Source organism: Streptomyces sp. NPDC090088 (genome assembly GCF_044747345.1).
Lineage (GTDB): Bacteria > Actinomycetota > Actinomycetes > Streptomycetales > Streptomycetaceae > Streptomyces.
In genome coordinates this window covers 116,999-134,987 of sequence record NZ_JBIVDZ010000007.1, presented here as the reverse complement: position 1 = coordinate 134,987, position 17,989 = coordinate 116,999, and the positions used below count along the sequence as shown (strand labels likewise).

Sequence of the window (17,989 nt, the reverse complement as noted above, 5' to 3'; positions counted from 1 at the left end):
CATGACGTCACCTCCGGTGACCGGTCCCGCCGCGGTGCCCGAACACCGCGGCGGGCCGGGCCCGGCCCGGTTCCGCCCGCGGCGCGCCACGCCCGCGGGCACCGTCCGGCCCAAGCGGCGCGGCCCGCTGGCGTACTGGCGGCAGTACCTGGCGATCTCGCCCTTCTACCTGATCTTCGCCGCGTTCTCGTTCTTCCCGGTCTTCTACTCGCTGTACCTGGCCTTCCAGCGCTGGGACGGCCTCGGCGACATGCAGTTCGTGGGCCTGCAGCAGTTCAAGTTCCTGTGGTCGGACCCGGTCTTCTGGCTGTCGATCCGCAACACCCTGGTGATCTGGGTGCTGTCCACCGTGCCCACCCTGCTGGGCGCCCTGGTGCTGGCGACGCTGCTGCACTCGGTGCGCCGCTTCAAGGGCTTCTACCGGATCGCCCTCTACGTGCCGAACGTCACCTCGATCGTGGCCGTGGCGATCTTCTTCGGCGCGGTGTTCAGCAACAACTTCGGCCTGGTCAACGCGATCCTGGGCACGGTCGGCATCTCGCCGGTGCCGTGGCTGAGCAACCCGTGGCTGATCAAGGTGGTCATCTCGCTGCTGATGACCTGGATGTGGACCGGCTACAACATGATCATCTACCTGGCCGGTCTCCAGGCGATCCCGACCTCGATCTACGAGGCGGCGAAGATGGACGGCGCCGGCCCGGTCCGCACGTTCTTCCAGATCACCGTCCCGATCATGCGGCCGATCATCCTGTTCACCGTCATCATCTCGACGATCAACGGCCTGCAGAGCTTCAGCGAGCCCCAGGTCCTGTTCGCCAGCAACGCCGCGAACGCGAACCTCGGCGGCCCGGGACAGGCCGGTCTGACCACGTTGCTGTACTTCTACCAGTCGGCCTTCCTCAACAACGACTACGGCTACGGCGCCGCCATCGTGTGGGCCTTCTTCCTGCTGATCATCGTCCTCGTCGCCGTCAACTGGCGCATCACCCAACGAGGGAGGAAGCCGTGACCACAGCCGATCCGGCAGCCGCTCCGACGGCCGGCCCGGCGCGGCCGGCCCCGCGCGCGAGGCGGCTGCGCCGCCCCAAGGGCCTGACCGCGCACATCATCCTCATGGCGGCCGTCCTGCTCTCGGTCTTCCCGTTCGTGTGGACGATCGTCATGGCGACCAACACCACCCAGGACATCTACAAGAGCCCGCCGAAGTTCACCTTCGGCTCGCACCTGCTGGAGAACATCCGGCACGTGCTGAACACCATCGACTTCTTCGGGTCGATGCTCAACACGGTCATCGTCGCGACCGTCACCACCGTCCTGGTGCTGTTCATCGACTCGCTGGCGGCCTTCACCTTCGCCAAGTTCGACTTCCCGGGCCGCAAGGTGCTCTTCGGCACGCTGCTGCTGTTCATGATGCTGCCGCTGCAGCTGGCGATCCTGCCGCAGTTCATCCTCATGTCGAACATCGGCTGGGTCGGCATGCTCAAGGCACTGGTCCCGCCCGCCCTGGCCAACGCCTTCGGCATCTTCTGGCTGCGCCAGTACATCGAGAACGGCGTGCCCGACGAACTCCTCGACGCCGCGCGCATCGACGGCGCCGGGTTCTTCCGCCAGTACTGGAACATCGCGCTGCCGATGATCAGGCCCGCGCTGTCCTTCCTCGCCATCTACGCCTTCGTCGGTGCCTGGAACGACTACGTCTGGCCGCTCATCGTGCTCACCAACCCCGACCACGTGACCCTCCAGGTGGAGCTGGCCCAGCTCAACGTCGGCCACACCACCGACTACAGCATGGTCATGGCCGGTGTGCTGATGGCGTCGCTCCCGCTGGTACTGGTCTTCGCCATCTTCGCCCGCGGCTTCATCGCGGGCGCCACCGAGGGCGCGGTGCAGGGCACCTGACCCGCGCCACGTGTGGGACGCGCACGTGAGACAGAGGAGGGATCCGGTGACGGACACCGACGCCGGGCGGACGCGGGCAGCGGAGGGTGCGGGGCCCTCCGCCCGCCTGCCGTTCGCCCGGCGCCGTGCCGTGCCCCCCGGCCGGGACGGCACCGCGCACGGCAGGGTGCTCGTGGTGGGCATGGACGGGCTGCGCCCCGACCGGCTGACTCTCTCGCCCGCCCACGCGCCCGTGCTGCACGGACTGATGGCCGCGGGCGCGTACGGCACCAGCCTGCTGCCCTACGGCGAGACGGACGGCCAGGCCGAGGGCGGGCCGTCCACCAGCATGGCCTACACCGACTCGGGGCCCGGCTGGTCGAGCGTGCTGACCGGGGTCTGGCCCGACCGGCACGGCGTCACCGGCAACGACTTCGTGGGCGCCGACTACACCCGCCACCCCGACTTCCTCAGCCGTGCGGCCGCCGCCCGCCCCGGTCTGCGCACCGCGGCCGCGGTGTCCTGGCCGGAGCTGGTCCACCGCGGTGTCCTCGGCCCCGCCGTCGGCCGCCGGGTGCACCACGACGGCGAGAGCGACGGCTACGCCACCGCGGACGACCTCGTCGCCCGCACCGCCGTCCGCTGGCTCACCGAGCACGACCCGGACCTGCTGTTCGTGTACTTCGGCTCCACCGACGAGGCCGGCCACGCCACCGGCCCCCTCTCCCCCGCCTACGACGCCGCCCTGCTCGCCCAGGACACCCACCTGGGGCGGCTGCTGACGGCGATCGAGGGCCGGGGTCCCGCGGAGCGGTGGACCGTCCTGGTCACCACCGACCACGGCCATCTCGACGCCGGCGGCCACGGTGGCGACACGCACGCCGAACGCGAGGTCTTCGTGATCCTCGCCGAACCCGGCGCGCCCGCCGCGGGCACCCGGCTCGACTCCCCCCGGCTCATCGACATCGCCCCCACCGCCCTGGACCGTCTCGGCATCCCCGTCGACCCCGCGTGGGGCTGGGCGGGACGGGTCCTGCCCAGCCCCGCCCCACCGACTTCGGAATGGTCATGACCGACGAACTTCCCACCGACCGCCTGATCGCCCTGCGCCCCTGGGAGGCACCCGAGGTGACCTCCTGGGGCCGGCTCCCCATGAACGCCGTCGACCGGCGCTCCGGAGCACTCCCCCTGGACGGCGACTGGCGTTTCCAGTTGCTGCCCGCTCCGGACGCGCCGGTCGGCGGTGCCTGGTCCACGGCGTACGTCCCCGGCGCCTGGACCGTGCAGGACACCGACGACCTGCCGCAGTACACGAACGTCACCATGCCGTTTCGCCAGTTCCCGCCGCAGGTGCCGGCCGCCAACCCGACCGGGGTCTACGAGCGGGAGCTGGACGTCCCCGCCGAGTGGGCCGGGCGCCGGATCGTGCTCCAGGTGGGCGCGGCCGAGAGCGTGCTGCTCGTGCACCTCGACGGGCGGCCGGTGGGCGTCTCCAAGGACTCGCACCTGGCGGCCGAGTTCGACCTGACGGGAGTCGTCCGTCCCGGCGAGCGGTCGGTCCTCCGGCTGACCGTCGTCAAGTGGTCGGACGCCACGCACATCGAGGACCAGGACCACTGGTGGCACGGCGGGATCACCCGGTCCGTGCTGCTGTACGCCACCGATCCGCTGTATCTCGCGGACGTGGGCGTGCGGGCGCGGCAGGACGGCGAGCTGCGGGTGGACTGCCTGGTACGGAACGCGGCGGGCGACCGGGCGCTGCCCGGCGGCTGGTACGTCACGGCCGACCTGGACGGTGAACTCCTCGCGCAGGACGCCGAGTTCGACCGGGTCAACATCGAGGACGACCGGGTCTCCGACTTCCTCGGCGAGGCCCGGATCCATGCCGCCGTGCCCGAGGTCCGCACCTGGAACGCCGAACAGCCCGAGCTGTACGGGCTGACCGTCCGGCTGCACCGCGCGGACGGCACGGTCGCCGACAGCTCGTTCCACCGCGTCGGCTTCCGCGACGTCGAGATCGTCGGCCGGGACCTGCTGGTCAACGGCGAGCGGGTGTTCATCCGGGGCGTCAACCGCCATGACTTCCATCCGCTGACCGGGCGGACGGTGTCGTACGACGACATGCGCGCCGACCTGGTGGTGCTGAAGCGGTTCGGGTTCAACGCGATCCGCACCGCGCACTACCCCAACGACCCGGCCCTGTACGACCTCGCGGACGAACTCGGCTTCTACGTCGTGGACGAGGCGGACATCGAGTCCCACGACCACGCGCACGAGATCGCCGACGACCCGCGCTATCTGAACGCCTTCGTGGACCGGGTCTCGCGCATGGTGCTGCGGGACAAGAACCACCCCTCGATCATCATCTGGTCGCTGGGCAACGAGTCCGACTACGGCGCCAACCACGACGCGGCGGCGGGCTGGGTGCGACGGCACGACCCGACCCGGCCGATCCAGTACGAGGGGGCGGCCAAGCTCGGCTGGGCGGACCCGGACGTGGCCTCCGACATCGCCTGCCCGATGTACGCGGCGCTGGAGGACTGCGTCGCCCACGCCCTGTCCGGGGAGCAGACGAAACCGCTGATCCAGTGCGAGTACTCCCATGCGATGGGCAACAGCAACGGCACGCTGGCCGACCACTGGGCCGCCATCGAGTCCACTCCGGGTCTTCAGGGCGGGTTCATCTGGGAGTTCTGGGACCACGGAATTCTCCAGCGGGTGAGCGACGGAAGACCGGTCGGGCGCACGGGCGCCGGACTGTACGACAACGGTGTCACCGCGCCCGGCCACCGCTGGGCGTACGGCGGCGACTTCGGCGAGGCCCTGCACGACGGGGCGTTCGTCGCGGACGGCGTCGTCTTCCCCGACCGCACCCCGAAGCCCGCGATGTACGAGCACCGGGAGATCGCGGCGCCGGTCCGCATCCGCTGCTTCCGGCACGAGGGCATCGTGCTCGCCAACCACCAGCACTTCCGTGGCCTGGAGTGGCTGACCGGCACCTGGGAGCTGGCGCTGGCCGACGGCCGTACGCTGACCGGTCCGGCGAAGCTGCCCGAGCTGCGCCCCGGGGAGACCGCGGCCGTGCCGCTGCCCTTCGAGGTGCCGGCGGACGGCGGCGAGGCCTGGCTGACGCTGCGGGTGACGGTCGGCGAGGACCAGGCGTGGGCACCGGCCGGAACCGAGGTCTGCGCCCCGCAGATCCGGATCCGGGCGGCGGACCCGCTCGGCGAGCCGGTGCAGGCCGGGCCGGCCGTCGAGGTGGACGGCGAGGGGCTGCTGCGCCACCCGCTGCTCACCACCGCGCCGGCGCTGACCCTGTGGCGGGCGCCGACCGACAACGACGAACTCGGCGGAATGGCGCTGCGCTGGCGGACCTGGGGTCTTGACCAGCTGGTGCGCAAGGTGGTGTCCGTGCACCAGAAGGGCGAGCGGGTGGTCGTGCTCGCCGAGTACGCCGGCACGGTCGGCGTGGTACGGCACCGGCAGGAGTTCACGCCGGTCGAGGGCGGGGTCCGGGTCGACGAGTCGGCCGAACTCCCCGAGGAGTTCGACGACGTGGCCCGGGTCGGCTCGGTCTTCGAGACGGTGGCCGGCCTCGACCTGCTGGAGTGGTTCGGTCAGGGTCCCTGGGAGTCGTACCCGGACCGTGCCGCCGGTGCCCCGGTCGGCCACCACTCCCTCCCCGTGGACGAGTTGTTCACGCCGTACCTGCGGCCGCAGGAGAGCGGCGGCCGGCACGGCGTACGGCGGTTCACGCTGTCGGCGCCGGACGCCACCGGACTCGCGGTCGAACTGGACGAGCCCCGCCAGGTCTCCGTCACCCGCCACCGCGCCGAGGACCTCACCGCCGTCACGCACCACGACGAACTCGTGCCGCGTCCGGGCTGTGTGGTCCACATCGACGCCGCACACCGGGGCCTCGGTACGGCCTCGTGCGGTCCTGACACCTTCCCCTCCTACCTCGTCGCACCGGGCGTCCACCGCTGGAGCTGGACCCTGCGCGTCCTCTGAGATCCCCCCACGCCCTCCCTCGTCACTTCTGCTTACTCACGGAGCACACGTGTGTACTTCGCATGACCATCCTCAGGGCGAGGCCGCGCAGGCCGGAGCCGGAAGACGCAGCTTCCTCAGGGCGACCGCGCTGCTCGGCGCCGCCGCCACCGCCGCCACCGCCGGGGTGGCGCTGCCGACCGTCGCCGAGGCGGCTTCGGGGTCCGGCTTCCGGCCCGACACGGAGAGCCGGCGCTTCACCCTCGCGGTGATGCCCGACACCCAGTACCTCTTCGACGGGCCGAGCATCAACCCGGCGCCGATCGAGGCCTCGCTGCGGTATCTGCTGGAGCAGGCCAAGGAGGACAACATCGTCTTCCTGTCCCACCTCGGCGACCTCACCCAGAACGGTGCCGAGGAGGAGTTCGCCGCGATCAGCGACGCGTTCGGGATCCTCGACCGGCGCGGGGTCGGCTACAGCGTGCTGGCCGGCAACCACGACATCCGGTCCTCCACGGACGACCAGCGCGGCTCCACCCCGTACCTGGACGCCTTCGGCCCGCAGCGCTTCGAGGACAAGTCCACCTTCGGCGGCGCCTCCTCGGACGGCTACAACACCTACCACCTGTTCAAGGCGGCCGGGCGCGAGTGGCTCGTCCTCGCGCTGGACTGGCGGCTGTCGGCGAAGGGGTACGCCTGGGCGAAGGACGTCATCGCCCGGCACCCGAAGACGCCGGTCATCCTCACCACGCACGAACTGGTCGTGGACGACGACACGTTGTCGTCGTACGGCCAGCAGCTGTGGGACCAGCTGGTCAACGAGCACGACCAGATCTTCCTCACCCTGAACGGCCACTACTGGCCCGCGGGCCGCGCCACCCGGAAGAACGCGGCGGGCAACGAGGTGCACCTGCACCTGACGAACTACCAGAACCGGTACTTCGGCGGCGCGGCGATGATCCGCCTGTACCACTTCGACCTGGACCGGAACGTCATCGACGTGGAGACGGTCTCGCCGTGGATCCTCGGCCGGGCCAAGAAGGGCCTCAACGAGCTGGAGCGGCAGGAGATGGAGCTGAGCGGCGACGGCGACCGCTTCTCCGTCGACCTCGACTTCGCGGACCGCTTCGAGGGCTTCGACCCGGTGCCGGTCCGCCCGGCGCGGCCCGTCTCGCAGCTGCTGGTCCGGGGCACGGCCGCCTACTGGCGGTTCGACTCGGCCGTCTCCGGTACGGTCCGCGACCTCTCCGGCCACGGCAACGACCTCACCGTGGTCTCGGTGGGCGGCGGCACCCTCGGCTGGTCGGCGGACCACCACCCGGACCAGCCGGGCCACGGCAGCCTGGAGTTCACGGGTTACAAGTCCCCGCTGAAGGGCGCGTACCTCAAGACCGTCGACGGAGCGCCGCTCAACTCGGCCACGTTCAAGGACGGTTACACCATCGAGGCGTTCTACCGGCTGCCCGCCGACTGGGACGCCTCGCACAACGCCTGGTCCGGACTGGTCAGCCGCACCGGCCGCAACGGCTCGGTCGGCACGGTGACCGACGACCCCGACGAGCCGCTCGCGACCCTCTCCCTGTCCGACGGTCCCGGCCCGCAGTGGGCGGCGCACCCGCTCGACCAGCAGCAGCTGGCCACCAACTGGGGCGACGAGACCGACCCCGAGATCTGGTGGCACGTGGCCGTGGTCAACGACGGCCGGCACACGGTCATGTACGTGCAGGGCTGCCCGGTGGCCCGCAACCCGCACGCCCCCGCGATCGGCATCGCCTCCTCCGGCAAGCCCTGGCTGCTCGGCGGCTACGAGTACGCCGACAAGATCGACCAGATCCTGCACGGCCGCCTCGGCGACGTCCGGATCGTCGCGCGGGCGCTGCCCGTCTCCTCCTTCATGACCCACTGACCCCCGTTACGAGGATCACCACTCTCATGACCGAGCAGCAGCTGCCCTCCTGGGCCGATCCCTCCGTCTCCCCCGCCGACCTCGACGCCCAAGGCGTGTCGCGGCGCGGACTCCTGCGCCGCGCGGGCCTGTTCGGCGCCGCGTTCGCCCTCGGCTCGGCGGCCACCCCCGCGTTCGCCGCCTCCCCCGCCCGCCAGGGCCTGGGCGGCGAGGACCCGCGCCTCGCCTACCTGGTCGGCGACCACCACGTGCACTCCGTGTACAGCCACGACGCCAAGTACACGTTCTCCCAGCAGGCGCAGGCCGCCGCGAAGTACGGCCTGGACTGGATGGTGTTCAACGAGCACTCCAACTTCGGGCACGCCTACTACGGCGCCAAGATGGAGCACGCGGAGATCCTCAAGGCGCGCGCCGAGAACCCGCGCCAGCTGATCTTCCAGGGCCTGGAGTGGTACATCCCGGCCGCCGAGCACTGCACGGTCTTCGCCGCGCCCGGCCCCCACGAGACCGACCTGCTCACCCAGTTCGAGCTGGCCTACGACGGCAAGCTCCTCGGCTACACCGAGGGCTCGGCCGGCGCCACGGACACCGCCCGCAACGAGGCGCATGCCGTCAAGGCAATCCAGTGGCTGGCCGAGCAGCGCCGGACCGGCTACGTCGACGACGTCCTGGTCCTCGCCAACCACCCGCTGCGCCTCGGCATCGACTCCCCGCACGAGATGCGCAACTGGCGGGACGCCGCCGCCGAGATCATGATCGGCATGGAGGGCGCGCCCGGCGCCCAGGGTGCCGCGATCCCGGGCTGGGGCGGCACGAACGCGATCCGCGGCGAGTACCAGAACAGCCGGTCGGCCCAGTCCTGGGCGGGCTTCCCCACGGGCGCCTATGTCACGTACGGCGGCTTCGACTGGGCGACCGCGACGGTCGGCGGTCTGTGGGACGCGATGCTGTCGGAGGGCAGGCTCTTCACGATCACCACCAACTCCGACAACCACCGCACGGTCTTCGACACCTGGAAGAACGGCGACTGGCCGGCCGGCCAGAACTTCGACAACACCGGCAAGCTGCCCGACCCGGTCGACACCGACACCACGCAGCCCGGCTCCGACTTCTGGCCCGGCGAGTTCAGCCGGACCCACGTCGGCGTCACCCGCTACGGCTACCGCGCGGTGATGGCGGGCCTGCGCGCGGGCCGGGTCTGGCTGGACCACGGCCACCTGCTCGACGGCCTCGACGTCCGGCTCACCCGGGACTGCGACCACGGCCGGGGCGTCACCCTCGGCGGCCGGCTGCGCGTGCGCAAGGGCGAGCGGATCACCCTGAACGTGACGGTGACGAGCGCGTCCCGTGTCAACCCGCACGGCATCCTGCCCCAGTTGGCGCACGTCGACGTCATCCGGGGCGCGGTGCGCGGCCCGGTCGCCGACCGCGACACCTGGCAGGCGCCCGACACCAAGGTCGTCCAGACCAAGGACGTCTCCGGCCGCAAGGGCACGTACACGCTCCGCTTCCCGATCACCGCGGGCGACGAGTCGTTCTACGTCCGGCTGCGCGGCAGCGACGGCAAGCGGAACGGCACGGGCTACCTGGGCGCGTCCGTCGACCCGCACGGCCCGATCACCCACACGCCGGGCGACGGCGACCCGTGGGCGGACACGTGGTTCTACTCCAACCCGGTCTTCGTGGACGTCGTGAGTTAAGCGCCCCGAAGGGGCGCGGGGAACTGCGCGGCCGGCCCCCACCGGCCCGCAGTTCCCCACCGCGGCAAGCCCTACGCGTAGAACCGCGACAGACTCTGCAGCACCGCGGCCGGCTTGGTCCCGCCCTCGATCTCGATCGTCCCGTCCACGACGATCTGCGCCCCGCCCGCCACGTCCTCGACCTCGACCAGCCGCGCGATCAGCCGGATGCGGGAGCCGACCTTCACCGGCGACGGGAAACGCACCTTGTTCAGGCCGTAGTTGACCTTCGTGGAGACGCCCTGGACGTCCAGCAGCTGGGTGAACAGGGGGATGAACAGCGACAGGGTGAGGTAGCCGTGGGCGATCGGGGCGCCGAAGGGCCCGGCGGCGGCGAGCTCGGGGTCGACGTGGATCCACTGGTGGTCGCCGGTCGCGTCGGCGAAGGTGTCGATGCGGTCCTGGGTGACCTCGATCCAGTCGCTGCTGCCCAGGTCGCTGCCCGCGAGCTTCTTCAGTTGGTCGAGGCCGTTGACGGTGACGGTCATGTGGCTGTCCTTACTCAGGAGTCGGTGCCGTAGCGCTTGCGTACACGGGACTTGAGGAGTTTTCCGGAGGCGGTGCGCGGGAGTTCGTCCGCGAGCACCAGTGTTTTGGGGAGCTTGTACCGGGCGAGCCGGCCGGACAGGGAGGCGAGCACCTCCTCGGGGTCGAGGTCGGCGCCCTCGCGGGGGACGACCACCGCACGCGGTACCTCGCCCCACTTGTCGTCCGCCACCCCGATGACGGCGCACTCGACGATGTCGGGGTGGGCGAGCAGCAGGTCCTCGATCTCGGCGGGGTAGATGTTCTCGCCGCCGGAGATGATCATGTCCTTGAGGCGGTCGACGATGAAGACATAGCCGTCCTCGTCGACCCGGGCCGCGTCCCCGCTGCGGAACCAGCCGTCCGCGAAGGAGGCCGCGGTCTCCTCCGGGAGCCCCCAGTAGCCGGGCATGACGTGGGGGCCGCGGACCAGGATCTCGCCGGTCTCGCCGACGTCGACCGGGGTGAGGTCGGGCCGCAGCACCCTTACGTCGCTGAAGAAGTGCGGTACGCCCGCCGAGCCCGCCTTGTCGATCGCGTGCTCGGCGTCCAGGAAGAGGGTGCCGGGCGAGGCCTCGGTCATGCCGTAGCCCTGGAGGAAGGTCAGGCCCCGCTCCTGGTAGGCGGCGATCAGCGGGGTCGGCACCGGCGAGCCGCCGCAGGTGAGGATGCGCAGCGAGGAGAGGTCCGCCCCGGGCCAGCGCGGGTGGCGGGCCACCTGGTCGAACATCGTCGGCACCCCGAACATGAAGGTGATCCGGTGGCGTTCGATCAGATCGAAGGTGGCTTCCGGGTCGAAGGACTCCACCAGGACGCAGGTGCCGCCCTTCAACAGGACCGGCAGGGTGAGCATGTTCAGGCCCGCCGTGTGGAACAGCGGGGCGGAGACCAGGGCGCGTTCGTCGGCGATCAGGTCGGTGTCGACCAGGACGTTGAGCGCGTTCCAGGTCAGGTTGGCGTGGGTGAGCATGGCGCCCTTGGGGCGGCCGGTCGTCCCCGAGGTGTACATGATGATGCAGGTGTCGTCGGGCAGGACGGGCTCGTCGATCGGGTCATCCGCCGCCGCGGCCAGCAACTGCTCGTACTCGGGGCCGACCTCGACGAACGTCCGCACGTCGATGGTGCCGGGCAGGCCCGCGACGAGTCCGGCGTGCGAGGGGCCGTACAGGAGGGCCTTGGCGCCGGAGTCGGCGAGCTGGTAGGCGATCTCGGGGCCGGCCAGGCGGGTGTTGAGCGGGACGAAGACCGCGCCGAGGGTGCCGGCCGCGAACAGGGTCTCCAGGTAGGCGGGGTGGTTGGGGCCGAGGTAGGCGACGCGGTCGCCGCGGCGGACGCCCAGGGCGCGCAGGGCGTGCGCCAGGCGGGTGGTGCGCGTGTACAGCGTGCGGTAGTCGGTCGACCGTTCACCGAACACCAGGGCCGTGCGGTGCGGGGTCTTGCGGGCCCGGCGTGCGGGCCACGATCCCAGTCCCTCGTTGCGCATCTGCGGCCCCTTATGGCTTGGTCAGCCCGAGCAGGCGGGCGGCGTTCTCCTTGAGGATCTTCGGCCGGACCTCGTCCTTGATCGGGAGCTTCGCGAAGTCGGCGAGCCACCGGTCGGGGGTGAGGACGGGGAAGTCCGAGCCGAACAGGACCTTGTCCTTGAGCAGCGTGTTGGCGTACTGCACCAGCTGCGGCGGGAAGTACTTCGGCGACCAGCCGGACAGGTCGATGTGCACGCCCGGCTTGTGGGTGGCGACGGCCAGGGCCTCGTCCTGCCAGGGGAAGGACGGATGCGCCAGGATGATCTTCAGGTGCGGGAAGTCGGCGGCCACGTCGTCCACGTGCAGGGGGTTCGAGTACTTGAGGCGGATGCCGCCGCCGCCCGGGACCCCGGCGCCGATGCCGGTCTGGCCGGTGTGGAAGAGGGCGATGGCACCGGTCTCCTCGATCACCTCGTAGAGGCCGTAGGCCACCGCGCGGTCGTTCGGGAAGAAGCCCTGGATGCTGGGGTGGAACTTGAAGCCCTTGACCCCGTACTCCTCGACCAGGCGGCGGGCCTGCCGGATGCCGGCCTTGCCGCGGAAGGGGTCGACGGAGGCGAAGGGGATCAGGACGTCGGAGTTGGCGGCGGCGGCCTCCGCGACCTCCTCGTTCGGGACCGGAGCGGTGCCGGTCGCGGACTCGGCGTCCACCGTGAAGATCACGGCGGCCATGTTCCGCTCGCGGTAGTACGCGGCGGTCTCCTCGATGGTCGGCTTCCGCTTGCCCTCGACCTTGAAGTAGGCGGAGGAGGCGTCGTGCAGGTCCTCGTCGAGGGAGGAGTGGCCCTTGGAGGAGACCTCGGCGTGGGTGTGGACGTCGATCGCGGTGAGTGCCTCGATGTCCATCACGCCTCCGGGAGCTTGGGCGCCGGGATGCCGACCGTCTGGAGTTCCGCGCCGACCGAGGTGGGGAAGGCGTCGGCCAGGGTGTCGGGGGTCCAGCCGCCGTCGGCGTAGGCCGCCCGGATCTCCTGGGGGTGCGACCAGAGTGCCACCTTGTCGCCGCCGATGCCGATGGCCTGGCCGGTGATGCCCCGGGCGGCCTCGGAGGCGAGGAAGGGGACGAGGGCCGCGCAGTCCTCGGGGGTGCCGAAGCCCTCGCCCTTGCGCAGGAAGCCGGGGAGCGGGTCGCCGTTCTTCATCGCCTCGATGTAGGGGGCGAAGGCGGGGATGGTCTCGGTCATGGCGGTGGCGGCCACCGGGACGATCGCGTTGACCGTGATGCCGGCCCGGCCCAGCTCCATGGACCAGGTGCGGGCCATGGCGGCGATGCCGGCCTTGGCGGCGGCGTAGTTGGTCTGGCCGAAGTTGCCGCGCTGCCCGGCCGGGGAGCCGACCAGGATGAGGGTGCCGCCCTCGCCCTGCTCACGCATCCGTACGGCGGCGGCGCGGGCGCAGGTGAAGGTGCCCTTGAGGTGGGTGGTGAGCACCGCGTCGAAGTCGTCGTCGGTCATCTTCCACAGCACCTTGTCGCGCAGGATGCCCGCGTTGGTGACCAGGACGTCGAGCCGTCCGAACTCCTCGACGGCCCGGTTGACGAGCCGGTCGGCGGCCTCGGCGGTGCCGACCGGGACCACCTCGGCGACGGCGGTGCCGCCGGCCTCGACGATGGACTTCACGGCCTGCTCGGCGACGGCCTCGTCCACGTCGTTGACGACCACGGAGGCGCCGTGGGCGGCGAGGGCGTGGGCGTAGGCGAGGCCGAGGCCCCGGCCGCTGCCGGTGACGACGGCGGCCTTGCCGGTGAGATCGATGGTGGGCACGGCGGTGTCCCTTCACGGACGACGGTGACGACTGCGAGATCGAAGCTAAGAGCAATAATTGTCGACGTCAATAGTTGTTGCCGACCCACGGGTGCGTCATGCTGGAATCTGTGCCACAGACCGACCGCCGCAGACCGCCCCCGCCGCCCGGGGCCCGGACCAGGGAGACCGCCATCACCCGCCAGCACACCGAGAACCCGCCCTCGATCGACGCGGACGAGCCGTGGATGCGCGGGCTGCACGCGGACGCCGGGTACCTGCTGTACCGGCTGGGACTGCGCTCGGGGCAGCTCTTCAACACGTTCCTGCAGGAGTCCGGGCTGCGGCTGCGCCACTACGCGGTGCTCCGGTTCCTCGCCACCTCGGAGGGCGCCCTCCAGCGCGAGCTGAGCACCCGGCTCGGCTACGACCCGAGCGCGATCGTGGGCCTGGTCGACGACCTGGAGAAGCTGGGCTTCGCCGAGCGGCGCCCCTCCCCCGACGACCGCCGCAGCCGGATCGTCGTCCTCACCGACGCCGGCGGTGCCTTCCTGCGGGACACCGACGCGGCGGGCCGGCGGGTGACGAACGACCTGCTGGGCCCGCTCGACCCCGCCGAGCGCGACACGCTCCACGCGCTCCTGCAGCGCATCGCCGACCGGCCATGACCACCGCCGCGCGCTCCGCGCCCGACCGGCTGCTCGCGGTCCTCGCCGCGTTCGACCACGGGCATCCGGCGCTGAGCCTGACGGACATCAGCCGCCGGGCCGGGCTCACCCTCACCACCGCGCACCGCCTGGTCGGCGCGCTCACCGCCTGGGGCGCGCTGGAACGGGACGCGGACGGCTTCTACCACGTGGGGCTGCGGCTCTGGGAGCTGGCCGCGCTGGCGCCCCGGGGGCTCGCGCTGCGCCAGATCGCGCTGCCGTACCTGGAGGACCTGTACGAGTCGACGCACGAGAACGTGCAGCTGGCGGTGCGGGACGGCGCCGAGGTCGTCTACATCGAGTGGCTGTCCGGGCGCTCGGCGGTGGGTGTGCACATCCGGGTGGGCGCCCGCTGGCCGCTGCACGCCACGGGGGTGGGGCTCGCCCTGCTCGCCCACGAGGCGCCCGGGTTCCAGGAGGAGTACTGCGCCGGGCCGCTGGCCGCCTTCACGCCGTACACCCTCACGGACCCGGCCCGGTTGCGCCGGTCGCTGGCCGAGGTCCGGCGTACCGGGGTCGCGGTGAGCAGCCGTCAGGTCACGGACGACGCGCTGTCGGTGGCGGCCCCGGTGCGCGGGGCGGCGGGGCGGGTGGCCGCCGCCGTGTCGGTGGTGGTGCCGCAGGCGGACGCCGAGGTACCGGCGCTGGTCCCGGCGGTGCGGCTGGCGGCCCGCGGGATCTCCCGGGCCCTGGGCTGGCGGCCGGAGCGGACGGACCAGGCCGTGTAGCGTGACCGGGTGACAGCGAGCGAGGTGTACAGGGAGCTGGGCGAGGCCGCCTGGTCGTGGGTACTGGACCAGATACGGGAGGACGAGGGCCCCTGGCTGCCGGAGGACGTGCGGGAGGAGGACACCGGGGACCCCGCGCCCGCCGAGGACCGGGACTCGCTGTACGCGGGCATCACGGGGCTGGCCCCGGTGCTCGTGGAGATCGCCCGGTACCGGGAACTCGGTGAGCGGGAGCAGACCCTGGCGGCCGGGATCGTGCGCCGCCTGTCGGCACAGGCACCCGTCGTGACGGAACCCTCCCTCTACCTCGGCCTGGCGGGCCACGCCACGGCGCTGCGGCTGCTCGAACCGGGCAGCGAGGCGGTCGTGCTGCGGCGGCTCGCCGAGCTCGCGACCCCCGAGGGCTGGCGGACCACCATCGGATTCGTACCGGACTCCGACGCACCCCTGACCGACATCATCATGGGCGTCGCGGGCGTGGTCCTGACGGCCGTCTGGGCGGGCGGGGAGTACGCGGAACCGATCGCGACGACGGGCGGCGAGGCCCTGCTGCGGATGGCCGACCGCACCGAGGCGGGCCTGGACTGGGGGATCTCGCCGAGCACGGAGTCGCGGAGCCCGAACTACTCGCACGGTGCCGCCGGGGTGGCCTCCGCCCTGGCGGTGGCGGGCGCGGCCCTGCACCGCGAGGACTTCGTCACGGCCGCCGTGGCAGGGGCCCGGCACGTGCTGGCCATGGGCTCGCTGGCCGACGGCGGCTTCATCGTCCCGCACACGATCCCGCCGTCGAAGCGCGAGGTGGAGCCGGTCACCTACACCTGGTGCCACGGGCCGACGGGCACCTCCCACCTGTTCGCGGCGCTGGCGCACGCGGGCGTCACCGAGGTGGCCGGGCACGACGTCGGGGAACTGCGGCAGCGCTGCATGACCTCGATCCTCGACTCGGGACTCCCGGAGCGGCTGCGCCCCGGGTTCTGGGACAACGACGGCCGCTGCTGCGGCACCGCGGGGGTGGGGGACGTCCTCCTGGACGCGGCCCAGGACTGCGCGGGGACACCGCGGGCGACGACGCTGGCGGAGGGCGCGGTACGGATGGGAGACGCCCTGGTGGAGCGGGCGGTCCGGGACGCGGCGGGCGCCCGCTGGCGGTTCGTGGAGTACCGCATCGAGAACCCGCTGCTGCCGCCGGGCACGTCCTGGATGCAGGGCGCGGCGGGCATCGGGGCCTACCTGCTGCGCCTGGCCCGGTACCTCGACACCGGCCCGGACGCCCCGGTCGTGGACCGCCCGGACCAGTGGTGGGCGGTGCCGGCCGGGACCCGGCAGGCGTACGGCAGGTGAGCGCGGATCAGCCGAGCGTCGCCGTCGCCGTGTAGGTGACCTCGTCGTCCGCGTGGTGGGCCGTGCCCCGGCAGGTGAGCGTGGTGGCGGTGGAGACCTGGGGGCGGGTGACCAGCCAGCGGGCCGTGAGGTGGTCGCCCGGGTCCAGCCGGGTCGCGCCGGCCGGGTCCCGGGCGTGCACCAGCCAGCCGCTCGGGGCGTCGAGGGTGAGCCGGGCCGCGTTCCACGGGCGCGCGGAGCCGTTGGCGAGGGTGGCGGTGACCGTGAACTCCCCGCCCTCGCCGGTGACGTCGAGGCTCACGCCGAAGGGCTTGCGCGGGTACACCGGCGCCCAGGACGCGCGCATCAGCTTCACCAGGGCGTCCGCCTGGGCGGGCCGGGCGGCGGCGAGGTCGTGCTCCTCGCCGGGGTCGCGGGCGAGGTCGTACAGCTCCACGTCCCACTGGTCGTCCGGCGCCCGCCGGTTCTGCCCCGGCGCGAACCGGATCGCCTTCAGGTCGCCCCGGCGCAGCGCCTCCGCGAGCCGGTCGCCCCGGCCGTGGTCGACGGCGTTCTGGCGGGCGGTGACGCCCGCGTGGTTGCGGTAGAAGTACAGGCTGTCGTGGCGGGCCGGGTGCGCGGAGCCGCGCAGCAGCGGGGCGAGGGAGAGACCGTCGATGTCGGCCGGGGCGGGCGCGCCCGCGAGCTCGGCGAGGGTGGGCAGCAGGTCGGTGAGCGGGGTGGGCCGGTCCGTGGTGCCGGCCGGGACGTGCCGCGGTGACCAGGCGACGAACGGGACCCGGATGCCGCCCTCGTACAGGTTGCGCTTGAAGCCGCGCAACGGGCCGTTGCCGTCGAAGAGTTCGGGGTCGGTGCCGGCCTCCTCGTGCGGTCCGTTGTCACTGGTGACCAGGACGATGGTGCGGTCCGCGAGACCGAGCGCGGTGAGCTTGTCGGTGACGTCGCCGACCAGGGTGTCGAAGGTGGTCACCTGGGCGGCGTGCCGCTTGTCGGGGCCGGTCCAGGGCCGGTCGGCGTACTCCCCGAGGTGCGGGTCCTTGCTGGGGGCGTGCGGCACGGTCGGGGCGAGGCAGAGGAGGAACGGCTCCCGCTGGTGGGTGTGCAGGAAACCGAGGGCGCGTTCGGAGATCAGGTCGGGGGCGTAGACCCGCTGGGCGCCGTCCTTGTTGGCGGGGATCTCCTCGCGGGTGCCGTTGTGCCACAGGTACTCGGGGAAGTAGTCGTGGGCGTGGTGGTGGGTGAGGTAGCCGTAGAACTCCTCGAAGCCCCGGGCGTTGGGGTGGCTGGGCTGGTCGGGGGCGTTGGGTCCGAAGCCCCACTTGCCGATCAGGCCGGTGCGGTAGCCGAGCGCCCGCAGCGCCTCGGCGAAGGTGAAGTCCTTCTCGGTGAGGGCGCCCTGGCCGCCGGGTCCGAAGGGGTTGTTCCGTACGGTCGCGTGCCCGCTGTGCAGGCCGGTCAGCAGCGAGCAGCGGGAGGGCGCGCAGACCGGGGCGGCCGCGTAGGCCTGGGTGAAGCGCAGGCCCTCGGCGGCGAGGGTGTCCAGCCGGGGCGTGGACATCAGCTTCTGGCCGTAGGAGCCGAGTTCGCCGTAACCGAGGTCGTCGGCGAGGATCACCACGAAGTTGAGCCGGTCCGAGGGGGGCTGCGCGGCCGGTGCCGCCGCGGCGGGCTTGACGGTGTGCTGGGCCTGATGAGCGGGCTGGGCCCGGTCCCCGTCCTCGCACCCCGCGACGGCCGCGAGCGCGACGGGCGCTGCGGCGGCCCCGGTGAGGAAGCGGCGGCGGCTGGACATACGGGTCCCCCGGTGTGACGGCGTGCGTGCTGCTGAACCGATGGTGATCGGTGCCGTCGGTCCAGGACCATGCACACGCTGTGAACGCTCTGTTTCGACTCGTGAGAGGGAATCCGGG

14 protein-coding genes are annotated in these 17,989 nt (G+C 72.1%); 9 read left to right on the top strand and 5 right to left on the bottom strand.

The annotated features are described in order from the left end of the window. Position 1: 1 nt before the first annotated feature. The 6 genes from ACIPSJ_RS31580 to ACIPSJ_RS31555 all read left to right on the top strand — a co-directional run bounded on the left by ACIPSJ_RS31580 (position 2) and on the right by ACIPSJ_RS31555 (position 9,474). Positions 2 to 1,009, top strand: coding sequence for a sugar ABC transporter permease (locus ACIPSJ_RS31580; protein ID WP_359213885.1), 1,008 nt, complete (start codon positions 2 to 4; stop codon positions 1,007 to 1,009). Beyond that, positions 976 to 1,899: a carbohydrate ABC transporter permease gene (locus tag ACIPSJ_RS31575; protein WP_401351546.1), complete on the top strand. Its 924-nt coding sequence runs from the start codon at positions 976 to 978 to the stop codon at positions 1,897 to 1,899. The genes ACIPSJ_RS31580 and ACIPSJ_RS31575 overlap by 34 nt, the downstream gene beginning before the upstream one ends. Before the next feature lie 130 nt (positions 1,900 to 2,029). Then, on the top strand, positions 2,030 to 2,950 hold the full coding sequence (locus ACIPSJ_RS31570) for an alkaline phosphatase family protein (RefSeq protein ID WP_359214111.1): 921 nt from the start codon (positions 2,030 to 2,032) through the stop codon (positions 2,948 to 2,950). Then, a complete protein-coding gene (locus ACIPSJ_RS31565; RefSeq protein WP_401351080.1) occupies positions 2,947 to 5,889 on the top strand; it encodes a glycoside hydrolase family 2 TIM barrel-domain containing protein in 2,943 nt (980 codons plus the stop codon). The genes ACIPSJ_RS31570 and ACIPSJ_RS31565 overlap by 4 nt, the downstream gene beginning before the upstream one ends. A gap of 49 nt (positions 5,890 to 5,938) precedes the next feature. Then, positions 5,939 to 7,774, top strand: coding sequence for a LamG-like jellyroll fold domain-containing protein (locus ACIPSJ_RS31560; RefSeq protein WP_359213891.1), 1,836 nt, complete (start codon positions 5,939 to 5,941; stop codon positions 7,772 to 7,774). Positions 7,775 to 7,800: 26 nt separating this feature from the next. After that, positions 7,801 to 9,474 (top strand): PHP domain-containing protein, encoded by a 1,674-nt coding sequence (locus ACIPSJ_RS31555; protein ID WP_401351078.1) that lies wholly within the window; start codon positions 7,801 to 7,803, stop codon positions 9,472 to 9,474. A 71-nt stretch (positions 9,475 to 9,545) separates the two neighbouring features. Here the strand turns inward: ACIPSJ_RS31555 and ACIPSJ_RS31550 are convergent, their stop codons facing one another. The 4 genes from ACIPSJ_RS31550 to ACIPSJ_RS31535 are packed head-to-tail and all read right to left on the bottom strand — an operon-like array spanning position 9,546 to position 13,324. After that, positions 9,546 to 10,001: a MaoC family dehydratase gene (locus tag ACIPSJ_RS31550; protein ID WP_401351077.1), complete on the bottom strand. Its 456-nt coding sequence runs from the start codon at positions 9,999 to 10,001 to the stop codon at positions 9,546 to 9,548. 14 nt (positions 10,002 to 10,015) lie between these two features. After that, positions 10,016 to 11,521, bottom strand: coding sequence for a long-chain fatty acid--CoA ligase (locus ACIPSJ_RS31545; RefSeq protein WP_359213900.1), 1,506 nt, complete (start codon positions 11,519 to 11,521; stop codon positions 10,016 to 10,018). Between the two features lie 10 nt (positions 11,522 to 11,531). Further along, positions 11,532 to 12,407, bottom strand: a complete 876-nt coding sequence (locus ACIPSJ_RS31540) for an amidohydrolase family protein (protein ID WP_355713885.1) — start codon at positions 12,405 to 12,407, stop codon at positions 11,532 to 11,534. Further along, positions 12,407 to 13,324 (bottom strand): SDR family oxidoreductase, encoded by a 918-nt coding sequence (locus ACIPSJ_RS31535; RefSeq protein WP_359213903.1) that lies wholly within the window; start codon positions 13,322 to 13,324, stop codon positions 12,407 to 12,409. The genes ACIPSJ_RS31540 and ACIPSJ_RS31535 overlap by 1 nt, the downstream gene beginning before the upstream one ends. 98 nt (positions 13,325 to 13,422) lie before the next feature. Between ACIPSJ_RS31535 and ACIPSJ_RS31530 the strand changes: the two genes are divergently transcribed. Genes ACIPSJ_RS31530 through ACIPSJ_RS31520 form a run of 3 tightly spaced genes read left to right on the top strand, consistent with a single transcriptional unit; the run spans position 13,423 to position 16,079 of the window. Next, complete coding sequence (locus tag ACIPSJ_RS31530) at positions 13,423 to 13,971, top strand: MarR family transcriptional regulator (protein ID WP_365688028.1); 549 nt, start codon at positions 13,423 to 13,425, stop codon at positions 13,969 to 13,971. Next, positions 13,968 to 14,738: an IclR family transcriptional regulator gene (locus ACIPSJ_RS31525; protein WP_401351076.1), complete on the top strand. Its 771-nt coding sequence runs from the start codon at positions 13,968 to 13,970 to the stop codon at positions 14,736 to 14,738. The genes ACIPSJ_RS31530 and ACIPSJ_RS31525 overlap by 4 nt, the downstream gene beginning before the upstream one ends. A 9-nt stretch (positions 14,739 to 14,747) precedes the next feature. Then, positions 14,748 to 16,079, top strand: a complete 1,332-nt coding sequence (locus ACIPSJ_RS31520) for a lanthionine synthetase LanC family protein (RefSeq protein ID WP_401351074.1) — start codon at positions 14,748 to 14,750, stop codon at positions 16,077 to 16,079. A 7-nt stretch (positions 16,080 to 16,086) separates the two neighbouring features. Here ACIPSJ_RS31520 and ACIPSJ_RS31515 read toward each other — a convergent pair whose 3' ends face one another. Beyond that, entirely contained in the window at positions 16,087 to 17,871 is a 1,785-nt protein-coding gene (locus ACIPSJ_RS31515; protein WP_401351073.1) for a sulfatase-like hydrolase/transferase, read from the bottom strand. Positions 17,872 to 17,989 lie beyond the last annotated feature (118 nt).

Excerpts from the sequence above, each read along its gene's own strand:
- ACIPSJ_RS31565 (WP_401351080.1), top strand. The coding sequence starts at position 2,947 with ATGACCGACGAACTTCCCACCGACCGCCTGATCGCCCTGCGCCCCTGG.
- ACIPSJ_RS31530 (WP_365688028.1), top strand. The coding sequence starts at position 13,423 with ATGCTGGAATCTGTGCCACAGACCGACCGCCGCAGACCGCCCCCGCCG.
- ACIPSJ_RS31545 (WP_359213900.1), bottom strand. The coding sequence starts at position 11,521 with ATGCGCAACGAGGGACTGGGATCGTGGCCCGCACGCCGGGCCCGCAAG.
- ACIPSJ_RS31550 (WP_401351077.1), bottom strand. The coding sequence starts at position 10,001 with ATGACCGTCACCGTCAACGGCCTCGACCAACTGAAGAAGCTCGCGGGC.
- ACIPSJ_RS31515 (WP_401351073.1), bottom strand. The coding sequence starts at position 17,871 with ATGTCCAGCCGCCGCCGCTTCCTCACCGGGGCCGCCGCAGCGCCCGTC.
- ACIPSJ_RS31525 (WP_401351076.1), top strand. The coding sequence starts at position 13,968 with ATGACCACCGCCGCGCGCTCCGCGCCCGACCGGCTGCTCGCGGTCCTC.
- ACIPSJ_RS31555 (WP_401351078.1), top strand. The coding sequence starts at position 7,801 with ATGACCGAGCAGCAGCTGCCCTCCTGGGCCGATCCCTCCGTCTCCCCC.
- ACIPSJ_RS31580 (WP_359213885.1), top strand. The coding sequence starts at position 2 with ATGACGTCACCTCCGGTGACCGGTCCCGCCGCGGTGCCCGAACACCGC.
- ACIPSJ_RS31540 (WP_355713885.1), bottom strand. The coding sequence starts at position 12,407 with ATGGACATCGAGGCACTCACCGCGATCGACGTCCACACCCACGCCGAG.